Below are 24,050 nucleotides of genomic sequence, written 5' to 3' on the forward strand. Positions count from 1 at the left end.
CGGCCGGAGCCCCGCTCCGCCGGTCGTTCGTCGTTCCGGCCCTACATGCTGGTCGAGTAGCCGCGGAGCGGCGTATCGAGACCGAGGTCCGGCAGAGGGTGGGTCTCGATACGCCCTCTGCGAGGGCTGCTCGACCGGCATGGGCTGCAGCATGCTGGTCGAGTAGCCGCGCAGCGGCGTATCGAGACCCGGCCGTCAGCCCGCCGGCGTCGGCGTCGGCGACGCGGTCGCGCCCTCCGCCTCGAGCGTGGCCGTGATGAAGGCGACGAACGCGTCGGCGTCGTCCGGCTTCCCCGTGTACTGTTCGCCGTTCACGAGCACGGTCGGCGTCGAGCTCAGCTTCGCGACCGAGGAGTTCGCCAGGGGTCCGGTCGTCGCCCGCTTCGTGGCCGCCGCGACCCACGGCCGGAACTCGCCGCTCGTGATGCACGCCAGCACGTCGTCGTCCGTAAAGCCCGCCCCGGTCACCAGTGCCCGCAGCTCGTCGTCGCTCAGCCCGGTCGTCCCCTCCGCCGGCTGTTTCGCGAACAGCGCCTCGTGCACGGCGAGGAAGCGGTCCGGATCCTCGTCCGCCACGCACGCCGCCGCGTTCGCCGCGCGGCTCGAGTACTCCGACCCCGCCGAGGAGGAGTCGAGGATCGCGACCGGATGGATCTCGAGCGTGATCGCCCGCTGCGTCAGCCACGACTGCAGATCGGCCGTGTTCGCCGTCTCGAACTGCCCGCAGTACGGGCAGAGGTAGTCCACGTACAGGTCGACGGTGACGACGCCGCCCGCACGCGTGGCGGCCTCGTCGGTCGGCACCGGCTCCTCGCCCGCTTCGAGGGGAGCGGTCGTCACCGGAGTGACCGCCGACTCCGCCCCCGCGAGCACGATGCCGTCGCTCAGCATGTTCGCCGGCCCGGTGCTCGCGATCTCCTGCTGCGACCAGACGTTCCAGGCGACGAGCGCCACCACGGCGAGCACGCCGACCACCGCACCGCTCTGCCCGAGCAGCCGGTTCCGCCGCTTCCGGCGCCGCTCCTGCTCGCGCCGCTCCTTCGCCTCGAGGCGGGCGAGCTCCTGGCGCTCGCGCTTGGTCGGCTGGTTCTTCGCACTGTTCCCGGACATCGCCGTCGACGCTAGGGAGCCGACCTTGCCGCACTCGGAGAGGCAGCCGCCGACGACCTGTGCCGGGATGGAGATTCCCTCAGGAAAGCGAGCGGCTCAGGCGAAGAGCCCCGACCCCACGAAGTCGCTCTCGTCGCGGACGCCCGGCGGGACGGCGAAGACCGCGGAGCCCACGTGCTTGATGTACTCGTTGAGCGCATCGGTCGCGAGGTTCCTCTGCACGGTGATGAACTGCTCCGGCGACCGCTGGAACGAGAGGAAGAAGAGCCCCGCGTTCAGCCGCCCGAGCTCGTCGTTCCCGTCGACGAAGTTGTAGCCGCGGCGCAGCAGCCGGACGCCGCTGTTCACGGTCGGGTGCGCGAGCCGCACGTGCGACTCCTGGTCGACCAGCGGCACGCCGGTCGCTCCTGCCGCCTCGAAGTCGGGCTCGGTGAACTCGCCGCCGCCGGAGAGCGGGGCGCCGGAACCCTTGCTCCGGCCGATCACGCGCTCCTGCTCGCCGAGCTGGCTGCGGTCCCAGGTCTCGATGATCATCCGGATCTTGCGCGCCACCAGGTAGCTGCCGCCCGCGAGCCAGGCCGGGCCGTCGGCGTCCTGCACCCAGACGTGCTCCTGCACGGCGTCCGGCTCCTCGGACTTGATGTTGGCGGTGCCGTCCTTGAAGCCGAAGAGGTTCCGCGGAGTCGCCTGCGCCGTCGAGGTGGAGGAGGTGCGGCCGAAGCCGAGCTGCGACCAGCGCAGCGACGCGCGGCCGAAGGCGATACGGCTGAGGTTGCGGATCGCGTGCACCGCGACCTGCGGATCGTCGGCGCAGGCCTGGATGCAGAGGTCGCCGCCGCCCGCGGTCGGCACCAGCGCGTCGCCGCGGAACCGGGGGAGCGCCGCGAGCTCGGCCGGCCGGCGGTCGGCGAGGCCGAAGCGGTCGGCGCCCGACTCGTCCGTGAAGAGCGTCGGCCCGAAGCCGAAGGTCAGGGTGAGCGAGGACGCGTCGAGGCCGAGCGCCTCGCCGGTGTCGTCCGGCGGCGCCGTGTCCGGGCCGCCGACGGCGCCCTCCTCGCTGACGTCGAGGCCCTGCGTGAGGCGGGCGGCCGCGAGGGTCCAGTCCTGGAGCAGCTCGATCAGGTCGTCGCGGGTGGCGCTGGAGGCCAGGTCGAAGGCCGCGAAGTGCAGCCGGTCCTGCGCCGCCGTAGTGATCCCGGCCTGGTTCGCGCCGAAGAACGGCACGACCCGCGTCGCGGCGGAGGAGGCGCTCGCGCTGGTCGCCGAGGTGACGGCGACGGTCCCGCCGATCCCCGCCGCGAGGCCCGCGGTCCCGGCCGAGACGAGGCCGAGCAGCCCGCGCCGCGAGAGGCGGCGGGGCTGCTCGGCGGTCGGGCCCGACTCGGTGCCGGGGCCGGCGGCGTTCTGCTCGGGCTCCACTACTCCGCGGGCTCCTCGACGCCGAGCACCGTGTGCGTGAGCTGCGAGAGCGGCTCGGACAGGGCGTTCACCTGGTCGGAGAGCTCCTTCTTCTGCTCGGCGGTGACGCTCGAGTAGGCGACGAAGCCGGAGTCGAGCGAGCCGTACTGCGCGAGCATCGCGTCGAGCTCGGCGAAGCGCTGGCCGATCTCGGCGGTCAGCGCCGCGCCGTCCTCGCCGGAGGCGGTCGCGATGGGCTCGACGTTGCCGAAGGCCACCTCCGCGCCCTGCACGTTCGCGGCGAAGTCGGTCAGGTCGGTGCCCGACCACCAGTCCTCCTCGCCGGTGATCTTGCCCGCGGCGACCTCGTCGAGCAGGCCGATCGCGCCGTTCGAGATGTCGCCGACCGAGACGGTGAAGTCGGGCGCGGCGACGAGGTCGTAGAGGTCCTGCACGTCGGAGACGAGCCCGTCGGCGAACGCGGTGCGCTGCTCGGGAGTGGACGGCGCCCAGTCGAGCCAGGCGCTCGTGCCGTCGGAGTTCAGCGCGTCGGCGGCGGGGACCCAGAGGTCCTTCTCGATGCGGTGGAAGCCGGTCCAGTCCAGGCCCTCGGCGACGGCGTCGACCTCGCGGTAGTCGATCTTCGGGTCGAGGTCGCCGAACGCCTCCGCGGTCGGCTCGATGCGCTCGTAGAAGACGCGGGTCGCGGCGAAGAGGCTGCGCGCCTTCTCGTCGTCGCCCGCCGCGTACGCCTCGGCGAAGGCCGTCACGGCGGGCAGCAGCTCGCCGGACTGCGACTGCACGTAGGAGACGTAGTTGGTGACGGCGGCCTCGGTCGCGGCCTGCTCGTCGGCCGACTGCTCGGTCGCCTCGCCGGTCACGGTGAACTCGGCGAGCCCGACGGGAGCGCCGACCTGCTGGAACTTGCAGGCCGTGTAGTAGGTGCCGGGCTCGAGCTGGGCGACGTAGGAGACGCTCTGACCGGGAGTGACGTTCTCCTTCTCGCCCACGATGCGCAGCTTGTCCTCGGCGAGGATCTCGAACTCGTTGACGTCCGATCCGGTGTTCTCGAGCGCGAAGGTCACCGCACCCGCCTCGGCCGTCGCGGCCGACACCGCGCAGGCGCCGTCGTCGATCGCGACGTCGAGGGCCGCGGCGGAGGAGGCGGCCGGGGTGTTCGGCACGCAGCCGGTGAGGAGCAGGGCGAGAGCGCCGGCGCCGGCGAGGCCGGTGGCGACGCGGGGGAGGCGGGGTCGAGTGCGCAGGGGCATGGTTCTCCTGGTGGTGGGAGGTCGTTCCGGCGGTGCCGGGGCGGGATCAGACGGAGGTGGCGACGGGAGCGGTGACCGGGGCCGCGCTGCCCCGTCGCGGCCGGCGGGAGCGGACCTGGCGGACGAAGAGGGACCCGACGACGACGAGGTAGAGCAGCCAGGCGGAGAACTGCAGCGCCGTCGGCTCGGGCGTGTAGTTGAAGAGTCCGCCGAGGACCGCGGCGACCGTGGCCGGCAGGATCGGGCCGAGGTCGAACAGCGGAGTGCCCCAGCCGGGCAGCAGCGCCGCCTCCTGCAGGTCGCCGACGCCGTAGAGCAGCACACCGGCCGCGACGACGATGAGGAAGCCGCCGGTCCAGGTGAAGAAGCGGCCGAGGTCGATCCGGACGAAGCCGCGGAAGATCAGGTAGGAGGCGACGACCGCGCTGAGGATGCCGAGGAACGCGCCGATCGTGCCGACCCAGGCGTTGGAGGCGGAGGAGGCGCTGCTCGAGGAGACGCTCGCCCAGACGAACAGGGCGGTCTCGATGCCCTCGCGGCCGACGCTGACGAAGCCGAGCACGACGATCCCGAGGGCGGAGCCGCTGACCGCCGCGTCCAGCTTGGACTCGAGCTCGCCCTTGAGGCTGCGGGCGTTCGCGCCCATCCAGAAGATCATCCAGGTGACGAGGCCGACGGCGAGCAGCGAGAGGCCGCCGCCGAGGAGCTCCTGCGCGGTGAAGCTGAGGCCGTAGGGGCCCCAGGTGAGGATCGCGCCGGTGACGAGCGAGAGGACGACCGCGGCGGCGATGCCCGTCCAGAGCCGGGGGAGGACGTCGCGCCGCTGCAGCTTGGTCAGGTAGGCGACGAGGATGCCGACGACGAGCCCGGCTTCGAGGCCTTCACGGAGGCCGATGAGGTAGTTTGCGAGCACGTGTGTTCTCTTCGTCGTCTGCACGGGAGGACGGTGCGAAGCCCACCCCCGGGCCGCATCCTCAGGTAAGCCTTGCTAACCCGTGGATGACTGTAGTGGCCATCCGGTCGTGTGTCCACACATGACGCCGGGCGTGCGATGTGCGGCGCAGAGCAGCCGGTCGGAGACTCTCCGGGCGGGGCCGCGCGGCGGAACGAGAGCACAGGACGGACGAGAGGCGGAGAGTGGACGCGAGTCGAGACGGCGCAGGCGAGCGGGTCGTGGCGGTGCACGCCCATCCCGACGACGAGACCATCACGATGGGCGGGACCCTCGCGCGACTCGTCGCGGACGGCGCCGCGGTCACCGTCGTCACCGCGACGCGCGGCGAGTGCGGCGAGGTCATCCCGGCCGATCTCGCGCACCTCGAGGGCTCGGACGAGCTCGCCGCGCACCGCACCACCGAGCTGGTCGTCGCCCTGACCGCCCTCGGCGTGGCCGATCACCGCTTCCTCGGCGACCCGGCCGCCCGCGCCGCAGGTCTCGCCCCGCGGGTCTACCGCGACTCCGGCATGCAGTGGGGCCCGGGCCGCGTGCCCGTCCCGCTCGAGCCCGTCGACCCGCGCTCCTTCACCTCCGCGCCGGAGGAGGAGGCGATCGCCGACCTCGTCGCCGTCCTCGTGCAGACCGGCGCGACCCTCGTGCTCTCCTACGACGTCGGCGGCGGCTACGGCCATCCCGACCACATCCGCGCCGCCCTGATCGCCTCGACGGCCGCCGAGCGGCTCGGACTGCGCTACCTGGCCGTCCTGCCCGAGGCCGTCCCCGAGCAGCCCGGTGACGTCGCGATCGAGCTCGACGACACCGACTACGCCCGCAAGCGCGCGGCGCTCGAGGCGCACCGCACCCAGCTCGTCGTCGGCGGCGACGAGCTGCGGCTCTCGAGCGGCCCGGCGTTCCCGATCGGCCGCCTCGAGCGCTTCCGCCCCGAGGGTGCTCCGACCCCGCCGGAGCCGGTCGCCGAGGAGCGGCCCGATCTCGGCACCCGCATCGTCTCGGGCCTGCTCTCGGTGCTGACCGGCGCCGTGGTCGGCGCGATCACGACCGTCGCGCACCAGAGCACCGTGACCGTCGGCGACGCGGAGCTCCCGGTCGGCCTCGCCGTGTCGCTGGCCGCCGTGCTGCTCCTGCTGCTCGGACTCCGTCTCGTGATGGTGGACCGCTTCGTCGCCTTCTGCACCGCGATGGGCCTGCTCGGCGCGATCGGGCTGCTGGCGCTGCGCAGCACCGGCGGCTCGGTCCTCGTGCCGGCCAACGGCCTCGGCGTGGTCTGGACCTTCGCCCCCGCGCTGATCGCCCTCGTGGTGATCGCCTGGCCGCGGGTCCGCCCGCCGTCCCGCCCCGCTCCGGCGGAACCGGCGGCCGACAGCACCGCCCCGCCGCTCCCCGTACGATAGAGAACACTGTTCGAAGGGACGTCCACGACCGTGACCTACGTGATCGCACTTCCGTGCGTCGATGTCAAAGACCGCGCCTGCATCGACGAATGCCCGGTCGACTGCATCTACGAAGGCGAGCGCTCGCTCTACATCCACCCCGACGAGTGCGTCGACTGCGGGGCGTGCGAGCCGGTGTGCCCCGTCGAGGCCATCTACTACGAGGACGACCTCCCCGAGGAGTGGTCCGACTACTACAAGGCCAACGTCGAGTTCTTCGACGAGATCGGCTCGCCCGGCGGCGCCGCGAAGGTCGGAGTGATCGCGAAGGACCACCCGGTCATCGCCGTCCTCCCGCCGCAGAGCCACTGAGCGCGCGTCCGTGGCACTCGGACCGCTGCCGGACTACCCCTGGGACCTGATGGGTCCCGCCACCCGGGTCGCCTCCGCGCACCCCGGCGGCCTCGTCGATCTCTCGATCGGCTCGCCCGTCGACCCGACGCCGGAGCCGATCCGCGAGGCGCTCGCCCGGGCGACCGACGCGCACGCCTACCCGACCACGGTCGGCACGCCCGCCCTGCGCGAGGCGATCGCCGCCTGGTACGCCCGGCGCCGGGGCGTTCCGGGGCTCGGCCTCGACGAGGTGCTGCCGACGATCGGCTCGAAGGAGCTCGTCGCCTGGCTGCCGTTCCTGCTCGGCCTCGGTGAGGGCGACGTCGTCGTCCACCCGCGCGCCGCCTACCCGACCTACGCGATGGGCGCCGCGATCGCCGGCGCCTCGGTGCTCGCCTCCGACGACCCCGACGAGTGGCCGGCCGAGACGCGCCTGGTCTGGCTGAACTCGCCCGGCAACCCCGACGGCGCCGTGCTCGGCGTCGACGCCCTGAAGCGCGCGGTCGACCGGGCGCGCGAGCTGGGCGCCGTCGTCGCGGGCGACGAGTGCTACGCCGAGCTCGGCTGGGACGGCCGCTGGGCCGACGAGCCGATCCCGAGCGTCCTCGACCCCCGCGTGGCGGGCGAGGACCGCCGCGGCGTGCTCGGCGTCTACTCCCTCAGCAAGCAGTCCAACCTGGCCGGCTACCGCGCCGCCTTCGTCGCGGGCGACCGCGAGCTGATCGCTCGGCTCGTCACCGTCCGCAAGCACGCCGGGATGATCGTCCCCGCACCGCTGCAGGAGGCGATGGTCGTCGCTCTCGCCGACGACGGGCACGTGGCGGAGCAGAAGGAGCGCTACCGCTCCCGGCGCGACCTCCTGCGCCCGGCGCTCGAGGCCGCGGGCTTCCGCGTCGACCGCAGCGAGGCCGGCCTCTACCTCTGGGCGACCGAGGGACGACCCGCCTGGGAGTCGATCGACCGGCTCGCGCGCCTGGGGATCCTCGCCGGCCCCGGCGTCTTCTACGGCGACCACTTCACCGAGCACGTCCGCCTCTCGCTGACGGCCACCGACGAGCGGATCGCGGCCGCCGCCGAGCGGCTGGCGGGCGGTCTCTGACCCTCGGCTCACCGCGATCCTGAAGGATCCCCACAACGGACGGGGGCGAGCACTGGGCGGTGTCACAGTGCCGCCGCTTTGCCCATAGGCTGTATGGGGTTCGGTCAGCGTCGCCACAAACGGCCCTGGTTCCGGACAGTTCCAGCCCCCGGCGCCGCCCGCTCCGCGCGAGCGCACCCGGGTGCGACCGATGACCTGGGAGGCGTTGTGACCGAATCCGGCACGCAGAGCGACGGAACCGCGACGGTGGAGACACCCGAGCCCGCCACGGAGAGTGCGCCGGCCGCGGCCGAGGTCCTGCCCGAGAAGGTGACGCTCACGTTCGGTGATCGCACCGCGGAGTTCCCGGTCCTGCGCAGCGTCGACGGCTCCTCGAGCATCGACTTCTCGACCCTGTCGAAGCAGACCGGTCTGATGTCGCTCGACTACGGCTTCGTCAACACGGCCGCCACCAAGTCGAGCATCACCTACATCGACGGCGACGAGGGGATCCTGCGCTACCGCGGCTACCCGATCGAGGAGGTCGCGACGAACGCGACGTACCTCGAGGTGGCCTGGCTGCTGATCTACGGCGAGCTGCCCACCGCGGACGAGCTCGCCGGCTTCGACGACCGCATCCGCCGGCACACGCTGCTGCACGAGGACCTCAAGCGCTTCTTCGACGCGCTGCCGCACAGCGCGCACCCGATGTCGGTCCTCTCGGCCGGTGTCTCGGCGCTGTCGACCTACTACGAGGACAGCTCGAACCCGAAGGACCCGGAGGCGGTCGAACTGACCACCATCCGCCTGCTCGCGAAGCTGCCGGTGATGGCGGCCTACGCGCACAAGAAGGCGATCGGCCAGGCGTTCCTGTACCCGGACAACTCGCTGAGCTTCGTCGACAACTTCCTCCGCCTGAACTTCGGCACCATGGCCGAGCCGTTCGAGGTGGACCCGGTGCTCTCGAAGGCGCTCGACCGCCTGCTGATCCTGCACGAGGACCACGAGCAGAACGCGTCGACCTCCACCGTCCGCCTGGTCGGCTCGACCGAGGCGAACCTGTACGCGTCGGTCTCTGCCGGCATCAACGCCCTGTTCGGCCCGCTGCACGGCGGCGCGAACGAGGCCGTGCTGACGATGCTCGGCCGCATCCGCGAGTCGGGCGAGAGCGTGCAGACCTTCGTCGAGCGGGTGAAGAACAAGGAGGAGGGCGTCCGCCTGATGGGCTTCGGCCACCGGGTCTACAAGAACTACGACCCGCGCGCGAAGCTCGTCAAGGAGAGCGCCTCCGAGGTGCTGCAGGCGCTCGGCGTCAAGGACCCGCTGCTCGACATCGCGATGGAGCTCGAGGCCCTCGCGCTGGAGGACGACTACTTCAAGGAGCGCCGCCTCTACCCGAACGTCGACTTCTACACCGGCGTCATCTACAAGGCGATGGGCTTCCCGACCCGGATGTTCACCGTCCTGTTCGCCATCGGCCGCCTGCCCGGCTGGATCGCCCACTGGCGCGAGATGAACACCGACAAGCAGACCAAGATCGGCCGCCCCCAGCAGCTCTACACGGGAGCCCCCGAGCGCCACTGGCCCACCGACCGCTGACCCGGGCTACGGGCGCTTCATGCTGGTCGAGTAGCCCGCTTGCGGGCGTATCGAGACCCGGCGTCCTTCGACGGGTGGGTCTCGATACGCCGCGTCCCGCGGCTACTCGACCAGCATGTACCGCGCAGCGTTCAGCGGTGCGCCGTTGCCTGCTGGTGGAGCAGGCCGCGCAGCGGGCCCACCATGCTGGTCGAGCAGCCCGCGCAGCGGGCCCCTCATGCTGGTCGAGTAGCCCGCGCAGCGGGCGTATCGAGACCCGACGTCCGCCGAGGGGCGGGTCTCGATGCGCCGCGCCCCGCGGCTGCCGACCAGCATGGGCCGGTCACGGCCGCGTCGAAGCCCCGCGTCAGGCGTGCAGGGCCGTGTTCAGCTCGATGCCGGCTCCGGTGCGCGGGAGCACCTCGACCGCGCCGGTGAGCGAGTTGCGGCGGAAGAGCAGGTTCGGCACGCCCGACAGCTCGACGGCCTTGACCGTCTGCGGCCGCCCGTCCGCGCGCGGGGCGCCGCCGACGACGACGACCTTCGTGCCCGCCGTGACGTAGAGCCCGGCCTCGACGACGGTGTCGTCGCCGATCGAGATGCCGATGCCGGAGTTCGCGCCGAGCAGCGCCCGCGCGCCGATCGACACCCGCTGCACGCCACCGCCGGAGAGCGTCCCCATGATCGAGGCGCCGCCGCCGATGTCCGAGCCGTCGCCGACGACGACTCCCTGTGAGATGCGGCCCTCGACCATCGAGCTGCCGAGCGTCCCGGCGTTGAAGTTGACGAACCCCTCGTGCATGACCGTCGTCCCGGGAGCGAGGTGCGCTCCCAGGCGCACCCGCGACGTGTCCGCGATGCGCACCTTCGCCGGCGTGACGTAGTCCGTCAGTCGCGGGAACTTGTCGATCCCCGCGGCCTGGATCCCGTGACGCCGCAGCGACGGACGCAGCCGGGTGAACGAGTCCGGAGCGACCGGCCCCGCGTTCGTCCAGACCACGTTCGGCAGGTGCGCGAAGATCCCGTCGAGGTTCACGGTGTTCGGCTGGACGAGCAGGTGCGAGAGCAGGTGCAGCCGCAGGTACGCGTCGGAGGTCGAGGCCGGCGCGTTCTGCAGGTCGATCTGCAGCGTCACCACGTCGATCCGCACCTCGCGCCGCGCGTCCTCACCGGCGAGGGCCTCGAACTCGGCGGGCACGATCCACGGGTCGCGTCCCGCCGGGATGGTGCCCAGCCGCGGCTCCGGGAACCAGGTGTCGAGGACGGTCCCGTCCGAGGCGATCGTCGCCAGCCCGTAGCCCCAGGCGGAGGCGGGCGCGGGCACGGCGGAGTCAGCGGCGTTCTGGAGGCTCATGTCGCCCAGGGTAGCGCGCACGATCCGGCCGGTACCCTGGGGCGCATGGCCGTACCGACCTCCGCCCCGGCGCCCGTCGCGCCCCTCGATCTGCGCTCCGATCCGATCGCCCTGACCCGGGTGATCTGCGACATCCCCTCCGTCTCCGGGGACGAGCTGGCGCTGGCCGACGCGGTCCAGCTGGCCCTCGAGCAGTACCCGCACCTCGAGGTGATCCGCGACGGCCACACCGTCGTCGCCCGGACGAACCTCGGTCGCGAGCAGCGCGTCGTCATCGCCGGCCACCTCGACACGGTGCCGATCAACGAGAACCTCCCGGTGCGCGCCGAGACGATCGACGGCGTCGAGCACCTCGTCGGCCGCGGCACCACCGACATGAAGGCGGGCGTCGCGGTGCAGCTGGTCCTCGCCGCCGAGCTGACCGATCCGGTCGTCGACGTCACCTGGATCTGGTACGACAACGAGGAGGTCGCCTCCGACCTCAACGGCCTCGGCCGCCTCTCCCGCCACCGCCCGGACGTCTTCGCCACCGACTTCGCCGTCCTCGGCGAGCCGACGCGGGGCGAGGTCGAGGGGGGCTGCAACGGCACCCTCCGCGTCGACGTGACGACGCACGGCCGCCGCGCGCACTCCGCCCGGAGCTGGGTCGGCGAGAACGCGATCCACGCCGCCGCCCCGATCCTGGACCGCCTCGCCGACTACGAGCCGCGCGAGGTCGAGGTCGAGGGCCTCGTCTACCGCGAGGGCGTCAACGCGGTCCGTATCAGCGGGGGAGTGGCGGGCAACGTGATCCCCGACCTCTGCACGGTGCACGTCAACTACCGCTTCGCGCCGAACCGCTCCGGCGAGGAGGCGGTCGCGCACCTCCGTGAGCTGTTCGAGGGCTTCGAGGTCGAGGTCGTCGATCTGGCGGAGGGCGCGCGCCCCGGGCTCGACGCGCCGCTCGCGCAGGCCTTCATCGCCGCGGTCGGCGCCGAGGCCAAGCCCAAGTACGGCTGGACCGACGTCGCCCGCTTCTCGGCGATGGGCATCCCCGCCGTCAACTACGGCCCCGGCGACCCGCTCAAGGCGCACGCCGACGACGAGCACGTCGCCGTGCACGAGATCACCGACTGCACCGAGGGCCTCCGCCGCTGGCTGAGCGGCTCCGCGTGAGCGCCGTCCTCACCGGGCTCCCGGTCCGCCGCCGCGCGCAGCTGCGCCTCGTCCCCTGGTGGGCGCGCGTCCTCGCGGTCTTCGTCCTCACCCGCATCGTGACGACCGTGATCATGCTGCAGTTCGCCGCGAACCAGCAGGCGAACTCGTGGACCGGTCCATCGCCGGCCTACGTCGACTTCGCGACGATGTGGGACGGCCGCTGGTACGAGATCATCGCGACCGCCGGCTATCCGACCGAGCTGCCCGTGACCGAGGCGGGGGAGATCGGCGAGAACGCCTGGGCGTTCATGCCGCTCTACCCGGTCGTCGTGCGCCTGCTGATGGTGCTGACCGGGCTCGGCTGGGCGACCGCGGGCGTCGCCGTCTCGGTGATCTGCGCGGCCGTCGCCTGCCTGGTGCTCTACCGGCTGATGCGGCACTCGCTGAGCGAGTCGCAGTCGCTCGTCGCCGTGCTGTTCTTCTGCGTCGCGCCGACCTCGCCGATGCTGCAGATCGCCTACGCCGAGTCGATGGCGATGATGCTGACCGCGATCGTGCTGCTGCTGCTCGTCCGGCGCCGGTACGCCTGGGTCTTCCCGGTCGTGCTCGCGCTCGGGCTGACGCGCCCGAGCGGGCTGGCCTTCGCCGCGGCGATGGGCCTCTACGTCGTCTACCGGCTCGTCCGGCGCGCGAAGGAGCCGTTCCCGCGGGCCGACGCCGTGCCCGCCGTCGCGCTCACGGTCTGGGGCCTCGTGGTCGGCTTCCTGTGGCCGGCGGTCGCCTGGGCGGTCACCGGCTCGCCGACGGCCTACACCGACACCGAGCTGGCCTGGCGGGCCTCCTACATCGGCTACCAGGAGCTGTTCCCCTTCACCTCCTGGTTCCAGGGCGGCGCGTGGTGGGGCGGCTGGTGGTTCGGCGCGCCGATGCTCGGCATCGCTCTGGTCGTCGTCCTCGTGCTGCTGTTCGTCGGCGTCCTGGCCTCGCCCTGGATGCGGCGGCTGGACCTCTTCAGCCGCGCGTGGGTCGCGGGCTACGGCGTCTACCTCTTCGCCTTCTTCTTCCCGCAGTCGAGCACGTTCCGCCTGCTGGGCCCGATGTTCCCGCTGGTCGGAGCGCTCGCGGTGCCGCGCTCGCCCCTGTTCCGGAGCGCGCTGGTGCTCGTCTCGATCGCCGGCCAGATCGGCTGGATCACCATCGGCTGGGCCGTCGACGGCTACGACTGGACGCCGCCGTGATCGACGCCGTGTTTCCGCGGAAGGCCGCCGATTTCGTCCCTGGCGCGGATGCACGATAATAGACGGATACGTCACGAAAGGGGAACTCTATGGCGGCCATGAAGCCGAGGACCGGAGACGGACCGATGGAGGCTGTTAAGGAGGGGCGACTCATCGTCGTGCGCGTTCCGCTCGAAGGCGGCGGACGCCTCGTCGTCTCAGTCAACGATGCAGAGGCGAAGGAACTCCACGACGCTCTCGCGTCGGTGGTGACTCCAGCCTGACCCACCAGCACCGTCGAGAACGCCCGCCGCATCCGATGCGACGGGCGTTCCCTCGTTCCCGGGGTCGGGCCCGTGCTACGCGCGGCGCTTGTTCGCCTGGAGCAGCCCGTCGCCGATCGGCGACAGCACGCTGACCACGGCGGGGGAGCCGCAGACCTCGGCGACCAGCGTGCGGAAGGCGGAGGCGATCTCGTCCCGCTGCGCGGGGTTCGAGACGCGGCCGCGCCAGAGCGCGTGCGGCACGAGGACGGTGCCGCCGACGCGGACCAGGCGCAGCGCGTGCTCCACGTTCTCGATGACCTGCAGTGGGTCGCCGTCGACGAAGACGATGTCGTAGGAGTTCTCGTTCATCCGCGGGAGCACCTCGAGAGCGCGGCCGGGTATGAGGCGCAGCCGGTTCGGCGAGATGCCGGCCTCGTGGAACTGGGCTCGGGCGTGCTGCTGGTGCACCGCCTCCGAGTCGATCGAGGTGAGCATCGCCTCCGGGGCGCCGTCGAGCAGCCAGAGTCCGCTCACGCCGGTGCCGGTGCCGATCTCGATGATCGACGTCGCCCGGGCGGCCGCCGCGACGAGGGCGGACTGCGCGCCGATCGAGGGCGCGATCGCATCGATGCCCAGCTCGACGGCGAGCCGCCGGGCGGAGGCGATCGCCTCGGGCTCGACGACGGCGTCCTCGGCGTACTTCCAGTTGGCATCCTTGTCGGACACGGGTGGGCTCCTCTGGTGGTGGTCGCGGCGGGCGGATCGCGCCTGCGCATCGCCAGGGTACGGGGGTCCGCGCGGTCGTCGGCGCAGGCGCGGCGGACTAGGGTGGTCCCGTGTTCGGTTTGACGTTCGACAAGCTCCTCATCATCGGAGTCATCGCCGTCTTCGTGCTGGGCCCTGACCGCCTCCCCTACTACGCCTCGCAGCTCGCTGCGCTGGTGCGGAAGGTCCGCGGATTCGCCACGCAGGCGCGCGAGCGCGTGAAGGACGAGATGGGCGACGAGTTCGACGAGGTCGACTGGCGCAAGCTCGATCCGCGGCAGTACGACCCGCGGCGCATCATCCGCGACGCCCTGCTCGAGGACGAGCCGGCCCCCACGGTCAAGCCGCCCTCGGCGGTCTCCGCGCCCGTCACCGCGGGCGGCGGCGCCTCCACGGCGGACAGCTACTACACGACGATGAAGCGCTCGGCCGGAGCCGGCGAGCTCTCGACGGTGGCACCCCCGCCCATCGACCTCGAAGCCACCTGACGCGACCACGGGCCGAGCAGCCCGACGAGCGGTCCTCATGCTGGTCGAGTAGCCCGCGGCAGCGGGCGTATCGAGACCCACCCTCCGTCAGCCGCACGCGCCGACGACGGTAGGTCTCGATACACCCCTCCGGGGCTACTCGACCAGCATGGATGGGGCGATCATGCTGCACGCGCTGAGGCTTTCCCTGCATGCTGGTCGAGTAGCCCGCGGAGCGGGCGTATCGAGACCCACCCGAACCAGCGCCTGCGGCGAAGGCCTCAGCCGACCGACATCGGGAGGCGTCGCCCCGTCAGCCCGCGCGGCCGCGAGGCGAGGGTCCGGGCCAGCTCCGTGATCGCGACGGCGGCCGGGTCCTCGGGATCGCCGATGACGACCGGAAGTCCGTCGTCGCCGCCCGCCCGCAGCGCCACGCTGATCGGCAGCGTCGCGAGCAGCGGCACGTCCTCTCCGCTCGCACTGAGCCGGCGGGCCACCTCGGCCCCGCCGCCGCTGCCGAAGAGCTCGAGGACGGACCCGTCGGGCTGCGGCAGCCCGGACATGTTCTCGACAACGCCGACGATGCGCTGCCCCGACTGCCGGGCGAGCGCACCGCTGCGCTCCGCCACGTCGGCGGCGGCCGGCTGCGGAGTCGTCACGATCAGCACCTCCGCGTGCGGCAGGAGCTGCCCGATCGAGATGGCGACGTCGCCCGTGCCCGGCGGCAGGTCGAGCAGCAGCACGTCCAGGTCGCCGAAGTACACGTCGGTGAGGAACTGCGAGATGGTGCGGTGCAGCATCGGTCCGCGCCAGGAGACGGCCGCTCCGCGGGTGTCGCCCTCGAGGAACATCCCGATCGAGATCACCTTCACGCCGTGCGCGACCGGGGGGAGCATCAGCTCGCCGACCCGCGTCGGCCCGGCGACGCGGCCGTCGTGCATCAGCCCGAGCAGCCCCGGGATGGAGAAGCCGTGCACGTCAGCGTCGACCAGCCCGACCGCGAGCCCGCGCCGGGCCAGGGCCACCGCCAGATTCGCGGTGACGGTCGACTTGCCGACCCCGCCCTTGCCGCTCGTCACCGCGTAGACCCGCGTCAGCGAGTCCGGGCCGAACGGCATCTCGCGCCGCCCGCCGCGCAGCCGCTCGGTCAGAGCCGTGCGCTGCGCGGGCGTCATCACGCCGACCTCGACCCGCACCGCGGCGGAGCCGGCCGCCGACTCCGCCGCCGCGCGGACATCGCGCTCGATCGCGGACGCGGCCGGGCAGCCGACGATCGTCAGCCGGATGGCGACGGTCACCGCGCCGTCCTCGCCCACCCTCACCGCGTCGACCATGTCGAGCTCGGTGATGGGCTTCCGGATCTCCGGATCGATGACCCGGGCGAGTGCCGCGAGCACCGCGCTCTCGAGGGCGGCGGAATCCGCCGGACCGGTCACGGCGGCGTCAGGCATCGCGCCGCTCGCTCGCGATCGACTCCGCCCGGTCCTTCTCGAGCTCCTCGACGAGGCTGCGCAGCTCGGAGCGGATGAAGTCCTTGCTCGCCATGTCGCGGATCGCCAGGCGGAGCGCGACGACCTCGCGGGCCAGGTACTCCGTGTCGGCGAGGTTGCGCTCGGCGCGCTGGCGGTCCTGCTCGATCTGCACGCGGTCGCGGTCGTCCTGGCGGTTCTGCGCGAGCAGCAGCAGGGGAGCGGCGTAGGAGGCCTGCAGTGACAGGATCAGCGTGAGCACCGTGAAGCCGAGGGCCTGGGAGTCGAAGCGCGACTCCTCCGGGCCGTAGGTGTTGAACAGCAGCCAGAACACGCAGAAGATCGTCATGCCGACCAGGAACCACGGCGTGCCCATACCGCGGGCGAACGACTCGGTCAGGCGGCCGAAGCGGTCGCTGCTCTGGCGGTTGCGCCGGGGGAGCACCCGCGTGCGCAGGCCCTTCGGGGCGTCGAGCCGTCGATCCTGCCTGGTGTCCCTAGCCACGCGCACCCCTCCGTCCTCGTCGTCCTGCCTTGAACCTGCCCGCCGCCGCCACCGGTGCCGGGATCGGTATGCCCTGGGTCGTCGTGCTCACCGGCACGCGCGGTTCTTCGTCGCCGTCGTGGCTGCGCCAGTCGTCGGGGAGGAGGTAGTCGAGCACGTCGTCGATCGTGACGACGCCGACCAGGCGGTGCGACTCGTCCACGACCGGCACCGAGACGAGGTTGTAGCTCGCGAGGATGCGGGCGACCTCGGCCGCGGAGGTGTCGGGCGTGATCGGGTCGAGGCTCTGGTCGAGCAGCGTGCCGAGGCGCTCGTGCGGCGGGTAGCGGAGCATCCGCTGGAAGTGCACCACGCCGAGGAAGCGGCCGGTCGGCGGCTCGTACGGCGGCAGGGTCACGCAGACCGCGGCGCCGAGCGCCGGGGCCAGCTCGTGGCGGCGGATCATCGCGAGGCCCTCGGCCACGGTCGCCTCGGACGAGACGATGATCGGCTCGGTCGTCATCAGTCCACCGGCCGACTCGGGCGCGTAGGAGAGCAGCATGCGGACGTCGTCCGCCTCCTCCGGCTCCATCAGCTCGAGGAGCGCCTCGCCGCGCTCGTCCGAGAGCTGCGCGATCAGGTCGGCCGCATCGTCCGGCTGCATCTGGTCGAGGACGTCGGCCGCGCGGTCGTCGTCGAGCCGGCCGAGGATCTCGACCTGCTCGCTCTCGGGCATCTCCTCGAGGACGTCGGCGAGCCGGTCGTCGGAGAGCTCGCCCGCGACCTCGAGCATCCGCTGCTGCGGCAGGTCGAGGAGGGTGCTGGCGAGGTCGGCGGGCTTGAGCTCGGAGAGGCTCGCCACGTACTGCTCGGCCGACTGCGCCTCGGTGGACACGCTCTCGCGGACCTCGCGCCAGCCGGCGAACGTCGTGGCGCCCTTGGCGAAGGGGGAGGGGCTGGTCTTCGGGCGGCGGACGAAGAGCTGCGCGAGCTCCCACTCGCCCGGCCCGACCTCCTCGATCGCGACGTCCTCGACGATCGCGTCGCCCGAGCCGTCGACGAAGGTCATCCTCCTGCCGAGCAGCTCGGCGATGACGCGGACCTCGCCGCCGCGCTGCTCGAAGCGGCGCACGTTGATCAGACCGGTCGTGATGATCTGCCCGCTGCCGATGCTGGTGACCCGCCCGATCGAGACGAACACCCGGCGGCGGCCGGGGATCTCGACGACGAGGCCGACCACGCGGGGCGCGTCGTTCTGACGGTGCACGAGCAGCACGTCGCGGACCTTGCCGACGCGATCGCCCGCCGGGTCGAACACGCTGCAGCCGGCCAAGCGCGCTACGAAGACTCTGGCGGAACTCACGGCTACCAACCTAGACCCGGGCGCCCCTGCGGAAGCCGAGCGCGGGGTCCCGCCGCTCCCACCGCGCGCTCGGGAAGCTCCCGATCCGTGTCCAGAATGCTCCAAGTCCTCTGTGACAGTCTGAGCAGGTGACTCAGCAGATGCCCATGAACAACCGCCGGGGCGCCGCCTCCCCGACGATCCCGCGCGGCGAGATCCTCGCCACCTTCGATACCTACGAGAAGGCGCAGCAGGCCGTCGACGTCCTCGCGCGGGCCGACTTCCCGGTCAAGCAGCTGGCCATCCTCGGCAACGACCTCAAGAGCGTGGAGCGCGTCACCGGCAAGCTCACCTGGGGCCGCGTCGCTCTCGCCGGCGCCGCCTCCGGCGCCTGGCTCGGTGTCTTCCTCGGCCTGCTGCTGATCATCTTCTCGCCGACCACCGAGTTCTCCTTCCTCATCGCGGCCGTGCTGCTCGGTGCCGGCTTCGGCATGCTCTTCGGCCTCGCCTCCTACGCGGTCAACCGCCGCCGCCGCGACTTCACCTCGACGATGCAGGTCATCGCCACCAGCTACTCGGTGATCGTCGACCCCGAGGTGGTCAATCGCGCGCGCAACCTGCTCGACGGCACCCCCGCCGAGTCGACGGCGCCGGTCTGGTCGCCGCCTCCCGCGGACGCGGAGCCGGTGCCGATCCGTCCGGAGGACGAGCGGCGCTGACCCGCCTCGAAGGCCCCCGGAGCGATCCGGGGGCCTTCTTCGCGTCCGGGCCATGGTGACCGGACCGTCCTGATCGGACGGCCCGTGCGCCGGGCCGTCGCCTCAGCGGGCGGCGGAGCCCACCGGAGGCAGGACGATGTCGACCGCGAGGCCGTGCGGCTCCCTGTTGGAGAGCGCGACCGTCCCGCCGCCGGAGAGCACCGTGGTGTGCACGAGAGCGAGACCCAGGCCGCTGCCGCCCGAGGCGATCGTGCGCGAGTCGTCGGGGCGGGAGAAGCGGTCGAAGGCGACCGGGATGAACTTCGCCGGCATGCCCGGTCCGTCGTCGGAGACCGTCAGCAGCAGCCGGCCGTCCTTCTGCGCGAGCGCCGCGACGATCGTCCCGCCGTGGCCGATCGCCTGGATCGCGTTGCGGACGAGATTGTCGATCACCCGGCCGAAGTCCTGGGTGGCGACGGCGTAGAGCCGGGCGGGCTCGCGCTCGTCGATCTCGTAGTCGATCTCGACGTCCGACTCGGCCGCGAGCAGCCGGGTGCGGTCGACCGCACCGACCAGCTCGTCGACCAGCTCGGCGAAGGGCGACGCGGGTCGGGCCGATCGGCTCTCGATCCGGGAGATGTCCAGCAGTGCGGAGGCGAGGCGGACCAGGCGGTCGACGCTCTTCTGCGCGTCGAGGATCACGCGGTCGACGGCGACCGGGTCCTCCACGCGGTGGTGTGCGATCTCGAGCTGGGCCGAGAGCGCGGCGAGCGGCGTCCTCAGCTCGTGGCTGGCGTCCGAGACCATCTGCTTCTCCCGCGCCAGGGAGGCCGTCTGCTTGGCGAGGAACGCGTTGAGCGTCTCGGCGAGCTCGTCGATCTCGTCGCGGGTGCCGACGACCGGCAGCTGATCGCCGGGAGTGGGGTCGGCGGCGATCTGGTCGGCGCGCGCGCGCATCCGGCGCACCGGTGCCAGTGCCGCTCCGGTGAGGATCCAGGAGGCGAGCCCGAAGGTGACGACGAGGAAGATCGCCGCGTACACCAGCACGTGCGCGAAGTCGTCGAGCACCAGCTGCGACGCGGCCTGGTCGCGTGCGGTGGCGACGCTCCAGGTGCCGTCCTCGCCCTCCACCGCGGTGATGCGCACCAGGTAGCGCGTGGTGGCGGTGGCGACCTCGGTGTAGCGCGGCACCGCGTCGGCCGCGCGGTCGCGCAGCTCCGCCTGCACCGAGCGGCGCACCTCGGTCGGCATGGTGGTCGCGTCGACCGCGCCGTCCGGGGTGATCGCGAGGTAGAGCTGTCCCGTGGAGGAGTCCCGGACCCGAGGGACGTCGCCGGCCGCGATGTCGCGGCGGATCTCGTCCTCGATCGAGACGAGGATCGTCCGCTCGCTGCGCTCGACGATCCCGGTGACGACCTGGTAGAAGAGCATCGCCGCGAGGGCGAAGAGCACGGTCGCGACGGCGACGGAGCCGACCGTGATCCTGGCGCGGATCGACAGGGCTCCCGAGCGCCGCCTCGCGGCACGCGCCGCGGCGAGCGGGCTCGGAGCGGCCATGCGGCTACTCGACCGGGCGGAGGAAGTAGCCCTTGCCGCGCACCGTGACGATGCTGACCCCGGTGTCCTCGGCGGGCAGCTTCTTGCGGAGGTAGCTGACGTACTGGTCGACGATGTTGTTGTCGACGATCTCGCCGCCGCCCCAGATCTCGGAGAGGATGCGCTGGCGGGTGACGACCGAGCCGACCGGCGAGATGAGCAGCTTCAGCAGCTCGAGCTCCTTCGGGCTGACGTGGATGCGCGTGTTGTCGGCGGTGCGGCGGATGCTGGAGCCGTCCACGGTGATGCGGCCGACCTCGATCGAGGTGGACATCAGCGAGGGGCTCCGCCGCAGCAGCGCCCGCAGCCGCGCGTTGAGCTCGGTGAACGCGAACGGCTTCGTCAGGTAGTCGTCCGCGCCGGCGTCCAGGCCGAAGACGCGGTCCTCCACGGAGTCGCGGGCGGTGAGCAGCAGGATCGGCGTGGAGCGGCCCAACTCGCGGATGCGCCGGCAGATCTCGAAGCCCGACATCGCGGGGAGCATCACGTCGACGATGGCGGCCGAGAACTCGGCGTTGCTGAACGCGACGAGCGCGTCGATGCCGTTCGTCGTCAGCTCCGCTTCGTAGCCGGCGTCTTCTAGGCCGCCCACGAGTGCTTCGCCCATGGCTGGATCGTCTTCGACGACAAGGATCTTCACGCGCTCACCCTACGACGCCGCTCTCAGGAACGCGGTGTGTGCCGAGCGCGTTTCGGCGGCGCGGGTGGAGGAGCGCGCACCGCAGCCGAGGTGCGTCGACGCTCGCTCGGGACGGCGCGCCACTGCTGTCGCGAACGGACGAGGCTGTGAGGCCCCGACTTTCCAGGTCTTGCACGGAATTCCACTCTGCCCGTACCCCTACGGGGGGCGTAGGATGCGTCAAAACGCGACGACCCGAAAGTCGCGTAGATACGGAGCTAACGATGCTCATGAAAATTTCTCGACCGCCCTCGATCGTCGCCAGAATTCTCGGCGCGCTCGATCGACACCCTGTCGAGTCGAGCGTCAATGCGTCGGCGCCTGAGCGTTCGCAGCGTCGAAACCTCCCGGCGATGTTCGTATTTTCGCGCAGGAGCTCCACCTCTCTGCAGTGCATCGCCTGCGGCGCCCGACCGGCGCGGCGAGATGGTTTCTGTGACGACAACTGCGCCGCGACCAACTACCTGTACACCTGATTGCGTCGAACATCGTCTCGATTTACTCGGCCGCAGGTCGAAGCGGCGGTCAGCGGACGATCGTGGCCCAGCGAGGGTTCTCGGAGTGATTAGACGATTGTTGCCCTGCATAGTTTAAGGAAGTCGCCTCGAATCCTCCGCTCGCCGCTACTCGGATCGTGCACTGATTCTCGAGGGTGTACCTGTACAGGAGTCGCGCGGATCAAATTACACCTAATCGGATTTGACGGTCCTTGAAGAGTGCCGCCCCGGTGGGAGCCGAAGGCCTTCGGGAGACATGCACGTTGCATCGAATCGCTTTGATTAAGTTGTGATTATCACGGTAGGGCTGCCTTCGTAAGGCAATATCAGTAGTGGTCATGTCGGGTGAAATTGCCCGTTCCGTCGGTCAGCAGTCGACAGATGAGGCTCGCTCCACCGCGAGCTACCGTGAGTCATGATCTCTGCACCTCGCTCGGTTGCGATCGATGTTGTCCGCATCCTGGGCATCGTCGCAGTAGTCGCTTGCCACGTCTGGACTGCCCCCGACTGGTCACGAAGAGCGCTTTTCACATGGAATGTGCCCTTGTTCTTCTTCCTTAGTGGCTACCTCTGGACACGCTGGCGACCGCTCCGGGTTGAAGCGCACAAGCGCCTTCTGACGCTCGCCGTTCCCTACCTCGCCTGGCTCGCGATCCTCCTGCCCGTCTGGCTCGTGCAGCAGATCGTCATCGGTGACCTCGAGCTCGAAGACATCTGGCGGCCCATCGCAGGCGGGAACTTCGTCGGCCGTCCGTTCTCCATCCTCTGGTTCGTCTCGGCGCTGCTCTTCGTCGCGCTCTTCTATCGGGTGCTGCAGGGGCTGCCTCTCAAGGCTCACTGGGTGATCGCCGTGACGTTGCTTCTCGCCGCGGGCGTCGCGCCGAAAGCTTTCTCCCTCCTGCCGTTGGGCATCGGCACTGGACTCGCAGGGCTCGTCTTCGTCGTTGCGGGCACCACTTTCGCGCACTACCGTCAGTCGATCCGCGCCGAGTTCGTCATCGCAGTGAGTGCACTCTCCGGCGCGGTAGCGCTCATTTCGACTGGCGTCTCCGCACCACTCGACCTCAAGCGCGCTGACGTCGGAACGCCACTTCTCAGTGCTGCAGTCGCTATTGCGATCAGCGCGGCGCTCATCGTGCTTGCCGAGCGAATCGTCCGACTATTCGGCGATCTAAGCGGTCGGGTGATCGTGTTTCTTTCGAGCGGCGGGCTCTTCGTGGTCTTCGCGCACCCCGTCGTCCTCTGGGCTCTGAGTACCCCGCCGAACGGAACTGCTTTCGACTTCCTGTTAGCCCTCGTCATTCCGTGGGTGGTCGGGAGCGGAATTCGATTCACTCGCCTCTCGCCACTATTGATCGGCGCGCCGCAGGCGCAACGCCAAAAAATGATTGCCGATTGACTCGCTGCCGCTATTGGTTCGCGACCGTGAAAACTGTTGCCATTATTTATGTGACGCGTATGTATTCGATCCTCGTTCGCCGCCATATCGAGGCCGTCACCTGCGGCGCGAAGTTCTTCGCTAGCAGCGAGATTCGATTTGAGCCCCTGTAGGCGTCGCGCAGATTGGCGGACGCGCCGTCCCGCGCCAGTTCCGCCGTCGGCAGCGCCCTGAGGACGAGGGCCGCCGCCGATGCGGCAGCCTGCTGACGTCCCCCGCTGCGATCGCTGCGAGCTCCGCCGCGTCCGGGTGACGGGACGGAGCGGCCGCGATGACCTACCGAGCCCTCGATTCCGTCCGGGCCTGCGCCGCACTGCTCGTCCTCGTCGCTCACGTGCGGCAGGCCTTCCTGGTCCCAGCTGCTGAGACGCGGCTCGGCCCCGTCGACAGCGCGCTCTACGCGCTGACGTCCCTCGGTCACGGTGCCGTCATCGTCTTCTTCGTCCTGAGCGGCTTCTTCGTCGGCGGCTCCGTCCGCAGCGGTCTCGCCCGCGGCGCCTTCAGCTGGACGAAGTACCTCACCTCCCGCCTGACCCGGCTGTGGCTCGTCCTGATCCCGGCCCTCGTGCTCACGGCCGTCCTCGACGCCGTCGGCGTCGCCTTCCTCGCGGACCGGCCGCAGTACGCGCCGGGCGGTTCCGCCCAGGTCGACGGCAACGTCCTCGGGGCACTGGGCAACGTCGTCTTCCTCCAGCCGCACCTGGTCCGGCCCTTCGGCACCGACCAGCCGCTCTGGTCGATCGGCTACGAGGCCGGGTACTACCTCCTGTTCCCGCTGCTCCTCGTCGGGCTCACGCGCGGCTCCCTGCGGCGGAGGACGCTGTGCGCCACCGCAGCCGTCGTGGTCGTCTGTGTTCTCGGGCCGGCGGGCACGGGCCTCTTCCTGGCGTGGCTCGCCGGCGCGGCGGTCGCCTGGAGGGGAGCGGCGGCCACGCGGTTCCTCTCCCGACTCGGGCCGAAGGGCACCGCCGCCTCGATCGTCGCCGTACTCCTGCTCGTGATCTCGGCGATGTCGGTCGATCGCCTCGCGAAAGCCGGCCCGGATGATCTCGGCTGGACGACGTGGGCGACGACGATCGCGGCGGTGGCCCTCGTCGTCGTGCTGTGCCGCTCCGAGGGGATCCCCGGCAAGGGTCTCGACCGTCTGCTTTGCGGCGGCACCTGGGTCTCGGGCTTCTCGTTCTCGCTCTACGCGACGCACGTGCCCGTGCTGATGCTGCTCCACGCGGTGCTGTTCCCGCCGCCGTCGGCCTGGTGGCCGCCGTCCGCGGCGAGCTGGGCGGGCGTCCTCGCCCTCGCGCTCTTCGCGTGCGCCGTGGGCTGGGCCTTCGGCGCGCTCACGGAGCGGAGGACCGAGGCCGTGCGCGCCCGGGTGCTCGGCGTCGTCGAGCGTCTCCGGCGACCGCGGCGCGCGGCCACAGGTGGCAGCTGATCAGCCGAGGACCCTGACCTGGTCGAGGCGGCCGTTTGAGAAAGCGGGCGGGA

22 protein-coding genes are annotated in these 24,050 nt (G+C 71.3%); 11 read left to right on the top strand and 11 right to left on the bottom strand.

The window, feature by feature from the left end:
• Window positions 1-195: 195 nt before the first annotated feature.
• From C1I64_RS03050 to efeU, 4 genes are all read right to left on the bottom strand, one after another.
• Complete coding sequence (locus C1I64_RS03050) at window positions 196-1,110, bottom strand: DsbA family protein (protein WP_127886162.1); 915 nt, start codon at window positions 1,108-1,110, stop codon at window positions 196-198.
• A gap of 96 nt (window positions 1,111-1,206) precedes the next feature.
• The gene (gene efeB / locus C1I64_RS03055) at window positions 1,207-2,529 is read right to left on the bottom strand and encodes an iron uptake transporter deferrochelatase/peroxidase subunit (protein ID WP_127886163.1); all 1,323 of its coding nucleotides are present in this window, start codon (window positions 2,527-2,529) and stop codon (window positions 1,207-1,209) included.
• Window positions 2,529-3,779, bottom strand: coding sequence for an iron uptake system protein EfeO (efeO, locus tag C1I64_RS03060; RefSeq protein WP_127886164.1), 1,251 nt, complete (start codon window positions 3,777-3,779; stop codon window positions 2,529-2,531). The genes efeB and efeO overlap by 1 nt, the downstream gene beginning before the upstream one ends.
• A 46-nt stretch (window positions 3,780-3,825) precedes the next feature.
• The gene (gene efeU, locus C1I64_RS03065; RefSeq protein ID WP_244209392.1) at window positions 3,826-4,716 is read right to left on the bottom strand and encodes an iron uptake transporter permease EfeU; all 891 of its coding nucleotides are present in this window, start codon (window positions 4,714-4,716) and stop codon (window positions 3,826-3,828) included.
• A 200-nt stretch (window positions 4,717-4,916) separates the two neighbouring features.
• Here efeU and C1I64_RS03070 point away from each other — a divergent pair, with 200 nt between their 5' ends.
• The 4 genes from C1I64_RS03070 to C1I64_RS03085 all read left to right on the top strand — a co-directional run bounded on the left by C1I64_RS03070 (window position 4,917) and on the right by C1I64_RS03085 (window position 9,177).
• The gene (locus C1I64_RS03070) at window positions 4,917-6,128 is read left to right on the top strand and encodes a PIG-L family deacetylase (RefSeq protein WP_127886165.1); all 1,212 of its coding nucleotides are present in this window, start codon (window positions 4,917-4,919) and stop codon (window positions 6,126-6,128) included.
• Between the two features lie 30 nt (window positions 6,129-6,158).
• On the top strand, window positions 6,159-6,479 hold the full coding sequence (gene fdxA / locus C1I64_RS03075; protein WP_085475430.1) for a ferredoxin: 321 nt from the start codon (window positions 6,159-6,161) through the stop codon (window positions 6,477-6,479).
• A 10-nt stretch (window positions 6,480-6,489) separates the two neighbouring features.
• Window positions 6,490-7,599 (top strand): succinyldiaminopimelate transaminase, encoded by a 1,110-nt coding sequence (gene dapC, locus C1I64_RS03080; protein ID WP_127886166.1) that lies wholly within the window; start codon window positions 6,490-6,492, stop codon window positions 7,597-7,599.
• Window positions 7,600-7,896: 297 nt separating this feature from the next.
• A complete protein-coding gene (locus C1I64_RS03085) occupies window positions 7,897-9,177 on the top strand; it encodes a citrate synthase (RefSeq protein ID WP_123445980.1) in 1,281 nt (426 codons plus the stop codon).
• Window positions 9,178-9,523: 346 nt separating this feature from the next.
• Here C1I64_RS03085 and dapD read toward each other — a convergent pair whose 3' ends face one another.
• On the bottom strand, window positions 9,524-10,510 hold the full coding sequence (gene dapD / locus C1I64_RS03090; RefSeq protein WP_123445455.1) for a 2,3,4,5-tetrahydropyridine-2,6-dicarboxylate N-succinyltransferase: 987 nt from the start codon (window positions 10,508-10,510) through the stop codon (window positions 9,524-9,526).
• Window positions 10,511-10,555: 45 nt separating this feature from the next.
• On the opposite strand from dapD, the gene dapE reads away from it, so the two are divergent.
• The 3 genes from dapE (at window position 10,556) to C1I64_RS03105 (ending at window position 13,148) form a co-directional block, all read left to right on the top strand.
• Window positions 10,556-11,665, top strand: coding sequence for a succinyl-diaminopimelate desuccinylase (dapE, locus tag C1I64_RS03095; protein ID WP_127886167.1), 1,110 nt, complete (start codon window positions 10,556-10,558; stop codon window positions 11,663-11,665).
• Entirely contained in the window at window positions 11,662-12,885 is a 1,224-nt protein-coding gene (locus C1I64_RS03100) for a hypothetical protein (RefSeq protein WP_127886168.1), read from the top strand. Before dapE ends, C1I64_RS03100 begins: the two co-directional genes overlap by 4 nt.
• An 89-nt stretch (window positions 12,886-12,974) precedes the next feature.
• Complete coding sequence (locus C1I64_RS03105) at window positions 12,975-13,148, top strand: DUF3117 domain-containing protein (protein ID WP_077221916.1); 174 nt, start codon at window positions 12,975-12,977, stop codon at window positions 13,146-13,148.
• A gap of 75 nt (window positions 13,149-13,223) precedes the next feature.
• Here the strand turns inward: C1I64_RS03105 and C1I64_RS03110 are convergent, their stop codons facing one another.
• On the bottom strand, window positions 13,224-13,856 hold the full coding sequence (locus tag C1I64_RS03110) for an O-methyltransferase (protein ID WP_123702830.1): 633 nt from the start codon (window positions 13,854-13,856) through the stop codon (window positions 13,224-13,226).
• Between the two features lie 110 nt (window positions 13,857-13,966).
• On the opposite strand from C1I64_RS03110, the gene C1I64_RS03115 reads away from it, so the two are divergent.
• Window positions 13,967-14,383 (top strand): twin-arginine translocase TatA/TatE family subunit, encoded by a 417-nt coding sequence (locus tag C1I64_RS03115; protein ID WP_123445460.1) that lies wholly within the window; start codon window positions 13,967-13,969, stop codon window positions 14,381-14,383.
• A gap of 260 nt (window positions 14,384-14,643) precedes the next feature.
• On the opposite strand, the gene C1I64_RS03120 is transcribed toward C1I64_RS03115, so the two are convergent.
• The 3 genes from C1I64_RS03120 to C1I64_RS03130 are packed head-to-tail and all read right to left on the bottom strand — an operon-like array spanning window position 14,644 to window position 17,678.
• Window positions 14,644-15,813, bottom strand: coding sequence for an Mrp/NBP35 family ATP-binding protein (locus C1I64_RS03120; RefSeq protein ID WP_127886169.1), 1,170 nt, complete (start codon window positions 15,811-15,813; stop codon window positions 14,644-14,646).
• Window positions 15,806-16,336, bottom strand: a complete 531-nt coding sequence (locus C1I64_RS03125; RefSeq protein ID WP_127886170.1) for a DUF1003 domain-containing protein — start codon at window positions 16,334-16,336, stop codon at window positions 15,806-15,808. Before C1I64_RS03125 ends, C1I64_RS03120 begins: the two co-directional genes overlap by 8 nt.
• Window positions 16,329-17,678: a magnesium transporter MgtE N-terminal domain-containing protein gene (locus C1I64_RS03130; protein ID WP_127886171.1), complete on the bottom strand. Its 1,350-nt coding sequence runs from the start codon at window positions 17,676-17,678 to the stop codon at window positions 16,329-16,331. Before C1I64_RS03130 ends, C1I64_RS03125 begins: the two co-directional genes overlap by 8 nt.
• Before the next feature lie 146 nt (window positions 17,679-17,824).
• Between C1I64_RS03130 and C1I64_RS03135 the strand changes: the two genes are divergently transcribed.
• Complete coding sequence (locus tag C1I64_RS03135) at window positions 17,825-18,376, top strand: YflT domain-containing protein (RefSeq protein ID WP_208645079.1); 552 nt, start codon at window positions 17,825-17,827, stop codon at window positions 18,374-18,376.
• 102 nt (window positions 18,377-18,478) lie between these two features.
• On the opposite strand, the gene C1I64_RS03140 is transcribed toward C1I64_RS03135, so the two are convergent.
• Both C1I64_RS03140 and C1I64_RS03145 read right to left on the bottom strand, forming a co-directional pair.
• Complete coding sequence (locus tag C1I64_RS03140) at window positions 18,479-19,912, bottom strand: sensor histidine kinase (RefSeq protein ID WP_127886173.1); 1,434 nt, start codon at window positions 19,910-19,912, stop codon at window positions 18,479-18,481.
• Between the two features lie 4 nt (window positions 19,913-19,916).
• Entirely contained in the window at window positions 19,917-20,591 is a 675-nt protein-coding gene (locus tag C1I64_RS03145) for a response regulator transcription factor (RefSeq protein WP_260300519.1), read from the bottom strand.
• A 951-nt stretch (window positions 20,592-21,542) separates the two neighbouring features.
• Between C1I64_RS03145 and C1I64_RS03150 the strand changes: the two genes are divergently transcribed.
• Both C1I64_RS03150 and C1I64_RS03155 read left to right on the top strand, forming a co-directional pair.
• Window positions 21,543-22,526 (top strand): acyltransferase family protein, encoded by a 984-nt coding sequence (locus tag C1I64_RS03150; RefSeq protein ID WP_127886174.1) that lies wholly within the window; start codon window positions 21,543-21,545, stop codon window positions 22,524-22,526.
• Between the two features lie 310 nt (window positions 22,527-22,836).
• Window positions 22,837-23,997 (top strand): acyltransferase family protein, encoded by a 1,161-nt coding sequence (locus C1I64_RS03155; RefSeq protein ID WP_127886175.1) that lies wholly within the window; start codon window positions 22,837-22,839, stop codon window positions 23,995-23,997.
• Window positions 23,998-24,050: the final 53 nt, after the last annotated feature.

Source organism: Rathayibacter festucae DSM 15932 (genome assembly GCF_004011135.1).
Classification (GTDB): Bacteria; Actinomycetota; Actinomycetes; order Actinomycetales; family Microbacteriaceae; genus Rathayibacter; species Rathayibacter festucae.

What these genes read in the sequence shown, in the direction of transcription:
- C1I64_RS03050 (WP_127886162.1), bottom strand. Translation starts at nt 1,110, where the DNA reads ATGTCCGGGAACAGTGCGAAGAACCAGCCGACCAAGCGCGAGCGCCAG.
- efeO (WP_127886164.1), bottom strand. Translation starts at nt 3,779, where the DNA reads ATGCCCCTGCGCACTCGACCCCGCCTCCCCCGCGTCGCCACCGGCCTC.
- dapD (WP_123445455.1), bottom strand. Translation starts at nt 10,510, where the DNA reads ATGAGCCTCCAGAACGCCGCTGACTCCGCCGTGCCCGCGCCCGCCTCC.
- dapE (WP_127886167.1), top strand. Translation starts at nt 10,556, where the DNA reads ATGGCCGTACCGACCTCCGCCCCGGCGCCCGTCGCGCCCCTCGATCTG.
- C1I64_RS03105 (WP_077221916.1), top strand. Translation starts at nt 12,975, where the DNA reads ATGGCGGCCATGAAGCCGAGGACCGGAGACGGACCGATGGAGGCTGTT.
- C1I64_RS03120 (WP_127886169.1), bottom strand. Translation starts at nt 15,813, where the DNA reads ATGCCTGACGCCGCCGTGACCGGTCCGGCGGATTCCGCCGCCCTCGAG.
- C1I64_RS03135 (WP_208645079.1), top strand. Translation starts at nt 17,825, where the DNA reads ATGAACAACCGCCGGGGCGCCGCCTCCCCGACGATCCCGCGCGGCGAG.
- C1I64_RS03140 (WP_127886173.1), bottom strand. Translation starts at nt 19,912, where the DNA reads ATGGCCGCTCCGAGCCCGCTCGCCGCGGCGCGTGCCGCGAGGCGGCGC.
- C1I64_RS03150 (WP_127886174.1), top strand. Translation starts at nt 21,543, where the DNA reads ATGATCTCTGCACCTCGCTCGGTTGCGATCGATGTTGTCCGCATCCTG.
- C1I64_RS03155 (WP_127886175.1), top strand. Translation starts at nt 22,837, where the DNA reads ATGACCTACCGAGCCCTCGATTCCGTCCGGGCCTGCGCCGCACTGCTC.